Raw genomic sequence first — 1,565 nt, 5'->3', positions numbered from 1 at the left:
TAGTGGCTGGTGAATTAGCCCTAACTTTCAGGCAAATCCACGATAACTTTGTAATCAATCTTCACCGCAGTCTTATTCTTTTTGGCAGTAATCGAAATTGGTCTACTTAAAACTGCGAGAAGATTTTCCAAATTCGCCATGACCACACCAGTGTCTACGGCAACCGCAATTGTCTCTGCGGTCTTCTCTTTGACAAGATCCAATCCGAGATTCCCCTTTACGAACGAGAATCGGCGTTCAATTTCGCCGCGGCGGTTCTCTGCGTCTTGATCCTGATGGCGCTGTGCTGGATCCACATGCTTTGGTTTACGTCCAAGCCGCGGTCCACTCACGCGGATACCAAGGTTGGCACACATCCCAATGTTTTCGCGAGTTCGATACAGTGTGTCCAACAGTACCTCGTCTGGATATTCGCCGTGCACGTCGTAGTAGTGATCAAGTGTCGATCCAAGGTCACCACTTTCATTGAAGGCATTGAAAGAGAAACGCTCAATGTCAATCACGCCATCCATGATCGAAACATCGATCTTTGGTCCAAACTCAACCGGGGACTTTGATTTACCTCGCATGATTGGACGAATCTCCGGCTGACTTAAGCTTACGATCCGGTTTTCGACACGATGCGTGTGGTTGCGATACATGTAATCTTGTTGGTCAAAGACTAAGCGAATGACGCCAAGTCGCTTAGCCCGCGCCGCGGTCAAGGTCGCACCTTGGTCGATCATCTCATCGACATAGCGCAAGTCGCGACGAATGTATTGAAGTTGGGCTTTGATTTGCTTTTGTGTGAGCTTCCCCCAACGTCGTGGTTTGCGTGAAAAGGCAGTCCACTTTGCGTGAGCTTCACGCTTGTAAGTCCGTGGTGGTGCAATTTGAAGCTGTTTAGCCATGACTTTAATGTCATCTTCTAGGTTTGTTCTCGCCTGATTAAGTAGATGCGTATCTTGGGGAAACTTGATATTCACCGGAGTACAAGTTGCGTCGGTGATCATCACCGACTTGGTTGGTAAGTGGCGTTGAAGTCGTTCCCGAACCGTATCGGTCATGATATTGCGGATCAATTCAGAAATCGGCGCGATCCGCCGGCGAAAGTACGACAGCGCCGTGTGATCGAATGGGACTTTAAGTTGATACTGAGGGATACCAATGAAGTATTGATAAGCCGGGGTGTCACGAATCGCTTCGACAACGTCTCGATCAGACAAACCAGTTCGTTGCTTGATCAACTGAGCACCATACAACAGGCGAAATGGTTTACCAGCACGGCCAAGCTTCGAAGGAAAAGCCAATTGGTATGCCTCGCTTAACTTCTGCCATGGCATTTGATCCGCAAGCTGAACCCACTCGTTGTCTGCACTGAGCGGTGTGCTCAGTGCAGTACCAAAGGATTCAATTGAGAGTTGCGTGACTGTTTGACGATAAACCATGGATAACGCCTCCGATAGGGTTGTGTAAAGTGCATGGGGATTGACGGAATACCGGGAATTCCTATGCATCTATTATACAACAATAACGGGTTAAGGAGCTGTTACAGATAACTTGGACAAATTATTCACCAGCCACTA

At 48.1% G+C, this 1,565-nt stretch carries 1 protein-coding gene; it reads right to left on the bottom strand.

Translation table 11 applies throughout. From position 1 onward, the window contains the following. Positions 1 to 20: 20 nt before the first annotated feature. A complete protein-coding gene (locus tag FC18_RS05300; protein WP_054680734.1) occupies positions 21 to 1,427 on the bottom strand; it encodes an IS5 family transposase in 1,407 nt (468 codons plus the stop codon). Positions 1,428 to 1,565 lie beyond the last annotated feature (138 nt).

This window comes from Lacticaseibacillus sharpeae JCM 1186 = DSM 20505 (assembly GCF_001436225.1).
Classification (GTDB): Bacteria; Bacillota; Bacilli; order Lactobacillales; family Lactobacillaceae; genus Lacticaseibacillus; species Lacticaseibacillus sharpeae.
The sequence above is the reverse complement of the archived record's forward strand: the minus strand, read 5'-3'. Positions and strand labels throughout refer to the sequence as shown.

Coding starts and splice junctions, on each gene's coding strand:
- FC18_RS05300 (WP_054680734.1), bottom strand. CDS start 1,427: ATGGTTTATCGTCAAACAGTCACGCAACTCTCAATTGAATCCTTTGGT.